Source organism: Flavobacterium sp. (genome assembly GCF_031423415.1).
In the GTDB taxonomy this organism is placed as follows: domain Bacteria; phylum Bacteroidota; class Bacteroidia; order Flavobacteriales; family Flavobacteriaceae; genus Flavobacterium.
In genome coordinates this window covers 23,450-31,177 of record NZ_JANPFL010000066.1, presented here as the reverse complement: position 1 = coordinate 31,177, position 7,728 = coordinate 23,450, and the positions used below count along the sequence as shown (strand labels likewise).

The 7,728-nt window shown below is 35.6% G+C and carries 7 protein-coding genes; 2 read left to right on the top strand and 5 right to left on the bottom strand.

The annotated features are described in order from the left end of the window. Positions 1 to 172: 172 nt before the first annotated feature. Positions 173 to 1,792: a DUF4139 domain-containing protein gene (locus RMO83_RS07125; protein WP_310558985.1), complete on the top strand. Its 1,620-nt coding sequence runs from the start codon at positions 173 to 175 to the stop codon at positions 1,790 to 1,792. A gap of 163 nt (positions 1,793 to 1,955) precedes the next feature. On the opposite strand, the gene RMO83_RS07120 is transcribed toward RMO83_RS07125, so the two are convergent. The 5 genes from RMO83_RS07120 to RMO83_RS07100 all read right to left on the bottom strand — a co-directional run bounded on the left by RMO83_RS07120 (position 1,956) and on the right by RMO83_RS07100 (position 5,790). After that, entirely contained in the window at positions 1,956 to 2,993 is a 1,038-nt protein-coding gene (locus tag RMO83_RS07120) for an aldo/keto reductase (RefSeq protein WP_310558984.1), read from the bottom strand. Between the two features lie 388 nt (positions 2,994 to 3,381). Next, positions 3,382 to 3,648, bottom strand: coding sequence for a Txe/YoeB family addiction module toxin (locus RMO83_RS07115; RefSeq protein ID WP_310558983.1), 267 nt, complete (start codon positions 3,646 to 3,648; stop codon positions 3,382 to 3,384). Then, positions 3,645 to 3,863, bottom strand: coding sequence for a DUF2683 family protein (locus tag RMO83_RS07110; protein WP_310558982.1), 219 nt, complete (start codon positions 3,861 to 3,863; stop codon positions 3,645 to 3,647). The genes RMO83_RS07115 and RMO83_RS07110 overlap by 4 nt, the downstream gene beginning before the upstream one ends. A gap of 147 nt (positions 3,864 to 4,010) precedes the next feature. Then, on the bottom strand, positions 4,011 to 4,952 hold the full coding sequence (locus RMO83_RS07105) for an OmpA family protein (RefSeq protein WP_310558981.1): 942 nt from the start codon (positions 4,950 to 4,952) through the stop codon (positions 4,011 to 4,013). 73 nt (positions 4,953 to 5,025) lie between these two features. After that, positions 5,026 to 5,790: an exodeoxyribonuclease III gene (locus tag RMO83_RS07100; RefSeq protein ID WP_310558980.1), complete on the bottom strand. Its 765-nt coding sequence runs from the start codon at positions 5,788 to 5,790 to the stop codon at positions 5,026 to 5,028. Positions 5,791 to 5,908: 118 nt separating this feature from the next. Between RMO83_RS07100 and RMO83_RS07095 the strand changes: the two genes are divergently transcribed. Beyond that, positions 5,909 to 7,711, top strand: a complete 1,803-nt coding sequence (locus RMO83_RS07095; RefSeq protein ID WP_310558979.1) for a lysophospholipid acyltransferase family protein — start codon at positions 5,909 to 5,911, stop codon at positions 7,709 to 7,711. The last annotated feature ends 17 nt before the right edge of the window (positions 7,712 to 7,728 follow it).

Sequence of the window (7,728 nt, the reverse complement as noted above, 5' to 3'; positions counted from 1 at the left end):
CGGGTACAATTTTAAGCTCCGATTCAACCAAATCAAGGAACAAATTGTTTTTTGGCTTAATTATTTGTTCAACTTCTATCCTGAAAATAATATTCCTATTTTTGTGGAAATTAAAAATAGCTCTTTTTAAGGGTTGACTATCTATAGAAAGACAAACATAAATTGACTCATTATGAAAAAATTCCTTCTCTTATTTGCGTTCTTGATTTCGGCAACAGCCTTTGCACAAAAACCAATATTTGTTGCTGCCAAAGTAAAAGCGGCGACCGTTTATTTCAACTCTACCGAAATTTCTCAAACCACATCGGCTATGCTTCCAAAAGGAACGAGCGAAATCGTAATTAAAAATGTTTCCAATGCTTTGAATGAAAACACGATTCAAATTGGTGCACCATTAAACGTTACGGTACTTTCGGTACAGTTCACCAACGATTATGTTTCAGAATATGACATAGATGAAACCAATCCTGCTATCAAAAAAGTGCGCGACAGCATTAATTTGGTAAAAAAAGAAATTCAGAAAGTCGAAAACACTCGGGAATCCGAAGCCAAGGCCATAGAATTATTGGATAAAAACCAACAAATTTCTGGCATAAATTCGGGTTTGAATGTGGCTGAATTAATGAAAATGGTCGATTATTACAAACTGAAACGAACCGAAATAAAGAATAATTATGATGCTTTAATTGAAAAATCCATTAAACTCCATGAAAAATTGGTTTCACTAAATTCAAAACTAGAAATCAACACCAAAAAAGAAGATAAAACTTCCGACGGAAAACTGATTATTCAGGTGATGAACGAGATTGCCGGCAATGTGGATTTGGAAATCAATTATTTGACGAATGCTGCCACTTGGAAACCATTCTATGATTTGCGCGCCAACAGCATTGGCGAACCAATGAATATGATGTACAAAGCCGAAGTCGCTCAAAACACAGGCATCGATTGGAAAAAAGTAAAACTGACTTTGTCCAGCGGTAATCCGAACCAGAATAATCAAGCACCAACTGTAAATCCTTGGTTTTTGAGGTATCAACCATTGCAAGAAACACCTAATGTTGCTTTTGCCAGAGAAAGTGAATTACAAGCAGTAGTTGTGACCGGTTATAGTACTAAAAGAAAAAACTTTGATAAAAGTACAAACTTCTCTATTTCGAACTACACCACTATCAACGAAAACCAACTCAATATTTCTTTCGATATTGACATTCCTTATGATATTTTATCCAACGGAAAAGCGCATAGCGTGGCGTTGAAAGAAATAAAAATTCCGGCAACTTTCAAATATTATGCCGCTCCAAGAATCGAAAAAGAAGCATTCTTATTGGCAGAAATTGTGGATTATTCCAAATACAATTTATTGAAAGGTGAAGCCAATATTATTTTCGAAGGAATGTACGTAGGCAAAACAACCATTAATCCAAGTCAAACTTCGGACACACTGAATTTAAGTATGGGAAGAGACAAGAAAATAACCATCAAGCGCGAAAAAGTCGCGGATAAATCAGGAACAAAATTTTTGTCCTCTAAGAAAGAACAGACTTTTACGTATGATATTACTGTTCGCAACAACAAAAAAGAAGCAGCTCAATTGTTGCTCAAAGATCAATATCCATTGAGTTCAGACAAGGAAATCGAAATTGAATTACTGCAAAGTGATAGTGCAAAAGTAAATGCCGAAACTGGAATTCTTACTTGGGATTTGGATTTAAAACCCAATGAAACCAAAAAAATTAGGATAAGTTACCGAGTAAAATATCCTAAAGATAAGGTGATTGATAATTTGTAAAGAGTGGTCAGTGATCAGTGGTCGGTGGTCAGTGGTCAGTTTGCACTGAACACTGCTTACTATTTTAACGTCACTTTGCACTGAACACTGAACACTGATAACTATTTTAGTGGTCAGTTTCGTTGCTAACTGATCACTAAAAACTGATCACTGAACACTATTTTTAAGGTGCTGGATCCGGAATTACCGCCTGAACCGCATTGATTTCTCCAATAATTTCATCCGATAAAACCACATCGATTGAGGCAATATTTTCTTTTAATTGTTCTATTGTCGTGGCACCAATGATATTACTAGTTACAAAAGCTTGTTGGGTTACAAATGCTAAAGACATCTCTGTTAAAGACAAACCATTTTTCAAAGCAATTTCATTATACAATTTTGTGGCTTCGGTACATTGAGTACTGTTGTATCTTGCAAATTGAGGAAACAATTCAATTCTAGATTTAGGAAGACTTTCGCCATTGAGGAATTTTCCAGTCAAACGACCAAAACCCAATGGCGAATAAGCTAATAAACCCACATTTTCGCGCATACAAACCTCACTAGAACCCACTTCAAACAATCGGCTCAACAAAGAATATGGATTTTGTACTGTAGCAATTCTTGGTAAATTATGGTACTTGCTTTCCTCGAGAAATCGCATCATTCCCCAAGGCGTTTCATTCGATAGTCCGATATGGTTTATTTTTCCTTGTTTAACAAAACTATCCAAAGTTTCTAAAATATTTTGAATGTTGTCTTCCCAAGCATCGTCTTGTACTTTGAAACCGCGTTGACCAAACATATTAGTTTTGCGTTCTGGCCAATGCAATTGGTACAAATCGATATAATCGGTTTGCAATCGAGTCAAGCTTTTGTCTATTGACAAAGCGATACTTGCCGGAGAAAAATCCATATTTTCTCTGATGTAAGGCATACCCGGACTTGGTCCAGCAATTTTAGTAGCCAGTACTACTTCTTCTCTTTTTCCTGATTTTTTGAACCAAGTTCCTATGATTCTCTCGGTGCTTCCGTAGGTTTCTTTTCTGCCCGGCACGGAATACATTTCAGCGGTATCAAAAAAATTGACTCCTTTTTCGAGCGCATAATCCATTTGGGCGTGACCTTCGGCTTCGCTATTTTGTTGACCAAAAGTCATGGTGCCTAGGCAAATCTTACTAATTTTTATGTCGGTATTGGGTAAAGTGGTGTGTTTCATTGATTTGATGTAATAAAATTATTGGGTACAAAAGTAAAGTTTAGTCTGACAATTGGTTGTTGTATTAACAATTTTTTAAAATAAAAAAGGTCCGCTTTTTTATGCGAACCTATATGGATATATTGATTAAATTTTAATTTATCTCCTTCAACATTTCGGCGATTTCCCCGCTACCGCCCGAATCCTTTCGGGTGGTTCGTTATCCACTAAAGGAGTTTTTCCCTAAAATAAAATTATTGCCCTATTCCTGGGTGCTGTGCGATTCCGTTAGCTATCGGAACTCCACCTTTGCACCTTTATAACAAATTATAAATTACCGTGCAGTGATTTCTTGCCCTCGAAGCAATAAATAAGTCAAACAAAAAACCTCACAAATTCTGTGAGGTTTTTAGTCATAATGTCCTTTAGCGGAGTGAATTTTAACAATTGATTCTAGTACTTCATAAACGAGTCGATGTTCTTGGTTAATTCTTCGAGACCATTTGCCTGATAAATCATATTTTAGTGGTTCAGGTTTTCCAGTTCCAGAGTAGGGATGTTCCACTAATTCTTCAAGAAAACTAACAATCTTTTTCAGAATTATTTTATTGCCCGATTTTTTATGAAATTTCAAATCCGCTTTAGCATCATCCGTAAAATCTAAATCATAACTCATAAGTTATCAATAAATTGATTCAAGTCTTCCGCTTTAACTCTAGTAAACTGACCTTTTTTATACTGTTCTTCACTACGTTTTATTTTAGCCACAAACTCTGGATTGTACGGTTTTTCGGCAATCTCAAATTTAATTTTTAAAGCTTTCATACAAGCCTTGATAGCCTCAATTTGCGAAGCGTCTTTTGTAAAAGCGGTTATATTGATTGCTTCCATAATTTTATATTTTAAAGTCTAAGATCTTATATTTCGTCAAAACAAAGGTACAGATTTTTTTATATCCACCAAGCTTGACACTCATACCCGTTCGTATGGTATTTAGTGGTAAATGCAAAGTTTTGAACTTTATAAAGTCAGGGTAATTTAATTTATCTCCTTCAACATTTCAGCGATTTCGTCTAATCTTGGTGTCAAGATAATTTCGATTCTACGATTTTTGGCTTTTCCATCGGCTGTTGCATTACTTGCCAAGGGCGAAAATTCGCCTCTTCCAGCAGCTGTTAAATTTTGCTTGTTGACCGCTTTGTTTTCGCTTAAAATGGCTACAATTGCTGTGGCTCTTTTGGTCGATAAATCCCAGTTATCGGCAATAGGTCCAGAACCGCCAAATGGATCATCATCGGTATGACCTTCAATCAAAACTGCAATATTAGGATTGTCGCCCAAGACTTTGCCCACTTCGACAACAGCTTTTTTTCCTTCGGAATTCACCGCCCAACTCCCTGATTTAAAAAGTAATTTGTTTTCCACAGAAACATATACTTTTCCGTTTTTTTGCTCTACAGTCAAGCCCTTTCCTTCAAAGCCATTCAAAGCTTTTGAAAGTGTTTCTTTTAATTTTCGCATACTAGCTTCTTTTGCAGCAATCAAAGCTTCAAGCTCTTGCAGGCGTTTGTTGTTTTTATTTAATTGCTCTCTTTCAAGTGCTAATGCTTTTTCTTTGGCACCTAATTGGTCAAGTAATTCACGGTTTTTGGCCATATTGGCTTTCAAGGATTCGCTACTGTTTTTTTCTAAAGCTCCGTAAGAACTATTCAAAACATCATTTTTTTTGTTTAAAGCCGCATAATCTGCTTGCAGTTTTTCGCGCTCTAATTTTATTTTTGCCAATTCTTTATTTAAGGTCTCTTTTTCTAATTCGAGTTGGCTTTTTGCTTTTAGCAAGTCCGTATTTTCGTCTGAAATACTTCTGTTTTCTTTTTTCAAATCAGCGTATTTGCTTTCTAAATCAGTATAAATCTTCTTGGAAACGCAAGAAGTGGAAAGGGCTACAAGTAGCAATCCTAGGGAAATTCTTTTTATCATTTTTTTAAATTTATTATTGTAACCTTTTCTAATTGATTTTTGAAATTGATATTGATATTGATATTGCCATTAATTATTCTATCTCCACCAAGCTCGGACAATGGTCTGAATGTTTAGCTTCAGGTAAGATAACGGCTCTTTTTATTTTTTGCTTCAATGGCTCGCTTACCAAACAGTAATCGATGCGCCAACCTTTATTTTCTAATCTTGCCGAAGGAAATCGCATCGTCCACCAGGTATAATTGTTGGGTTCTTTATTTAAAAATCGGAAACTGTCTATGAATCCACTTTTCATAAAACCGTCTAGCCATGCTCTTTCTTCGGGCAAAAATCCCGAAACTTTCTTATTTCGAATCGGATCGTGAATGTCTATTGCTTCGTGACAAATGTTGTAATCGCCACAAATCACGAGGTTAGGAATTTCCTTTTTAAGTTCATTAATATAATTTTGAAAATCATCCATAAACATAAATTTATGATCCAATCTTTCGATATTAGTTCCAGAAGGCAAATACAAACTCATCACCGATAAATCGTCAAAATCGATGCGAAGATTTCTTCCCTCGAAGTCCATATGTTCAATTCCTGTTCCAAAAACTACGTTATTGGGTTTGATTTTCGATAAAATAGCTACACCGCTGTAGCCTTTTTTGGTCGCTGGAAACCAGTAATGATAGGGATATCCTGCGAGTTCAAAATCTAAAAGCGGAATTTGTTCTGGAGTTGCTTTTATTTCTTGAAGACAAATTACATCGGGGTTTGCTTGTTGTAACCACGCGATAAAACCTTTTGAGATTGCGGAGCGAATGCCGTTGACGTTATAAGAAATGATTTTCATTGCATGTTTATTTGTGGTTCAAAAGTAATGAAAACTATAAAGATTGATTTCAAAAAAAGACAGAAAATCGAGTTTTTTGCTATCTTTGTTTCGTACTCAAAAAATACAAGTTAGCTATATGGGTTTAGTAACCGCAAAAGAAGTTTCAAAAGCAATAAACACAGATAAGTACGGAATTTTAGGTACTTTCTCGGGTTGGTTATTGATGAAGGTTTTGAAAATTTCAACCATCAACAAAGTATATGACAGAAACAAACACTTGAAAGATGTGGAGTTTCTGAATGCCCTATTAGATGATTTACAAATAAAATTCGAAATTCACGAACAGGATTTAAAACGACTTCCTAAAGACGGAGCGTACATCACTATTTCAAACCATCCTCTAGGAGGAATTGACGGCATTTTACTCCTGAAATTAATGCTGGAAAAAGAACCTAATTTCAAAATTATTGCCAATTTCCTCTTGCATCGAATCGATCCGATGAAGCCTTTTATCATGCCAGTAAATCCATTCGAAAATCATAAAAATGCAAAGTCGAGCGTGATAGGAATCAAGGAGACATTGCGCCATTTGAGCGATGGAAAACCACTAGGAATGTTTCCTGCCGGCGAAGTTTCTACTTATAAAGATGGGAAATTGATGGTGGACAAACCCTGGGAAGAAGGGGCTATAAAAGTGATTAGAAAGGCACAAGTTCCCGTTGTTCCTATCTATTTTCACGCCAAAAACAGTTGGTTGTTTTATATGCTTTCAAAAATTAGTGACACTTTACGAACCGCAAAATTACCGTCAGAAGTATTTAGCCAAAAAAATCGCACCATTAAAGTGCGTATTGGCAAACCCATTTCGGTTGCAGAACAAAATGAATATACATCGCTTGATGAATATTCTGAATTTTTAAGACGAAAAACCTATATGTTGGCGAAGCCTTTTGAAAAGGAAACGCCGTTTTTGCCAAAACCCAATTTAAAACTGCCGAAGAATCCAAAGAAAATCGCGAATGCTACAAGTCAAGACAATGTGACTGCTGAAGTAAATGCTTTGCGAGAAAAAGATTGCCGATTATTAGAAAGCAAAAACTATGAAGTGTTTTTTGCAAAAGCCAGTGAAATGCCAAATATCCTGCACGAAATAGGACGATTGCGAGAAATTACTTTTAGAGAAGTTGGCGAAGGCACGAATGAATCTATAGACCTAGACTCCTATGATGCCTATTACCGTCATTTATTTTTGTGGGATGTTGAGTCCAAAAAAATTGCTGGCGCTTACAGAATGGGATTAGGGTCAGAAATTTATCCGAAGTATGGTGTTGAAGGTTTTTATTTAACAGATTTATTTGGGTTTGAACCCGAATTATTCGATATGCTTCATCATTCGATCGAAATGGGTCGCGCCTTTATTATCAAAGAATACCAACAAAAACCGATGCCTCTTTTCTTGCTTTGGAAAGGAATTATTCATGTTACGTTACGTCATCCAGAGCATAAATTCTTACTTGGTGGTGTGAGTATTAGCAATCAATTTTCTAATTTTTCGAAATCATTAATGATCGAATTTATGAAATCGAATTTTTATGATCCTTATATTGCTCAATATATTCATCCGAGAAAAGCATTTAAAGTCAAATTGAAAGATGCCGATAAAGATTTTATTTTTGATGAAGCCGAAGCCGATTTAAATAAATTTGACAAGTTGATTGACGAATTGGAACCTGGGATGTTGCGTTTACCCGTTTTAATCAAAAAATACATCAAACAAAATGCGCGTGTCGTAGCTTTTAACGTTGACCCCATGTTTAATAATGCGATTGATGGTTTAATGTATATTAGAATTTCTGATATTCCTGACAGCACCATGAAACCCGTAATGGAAGAATTTCAGGCAGAATTAGAAAGAAAGTTAGCAGAGAAAGAAGAGTGAGATTCTAGATTGCAGAT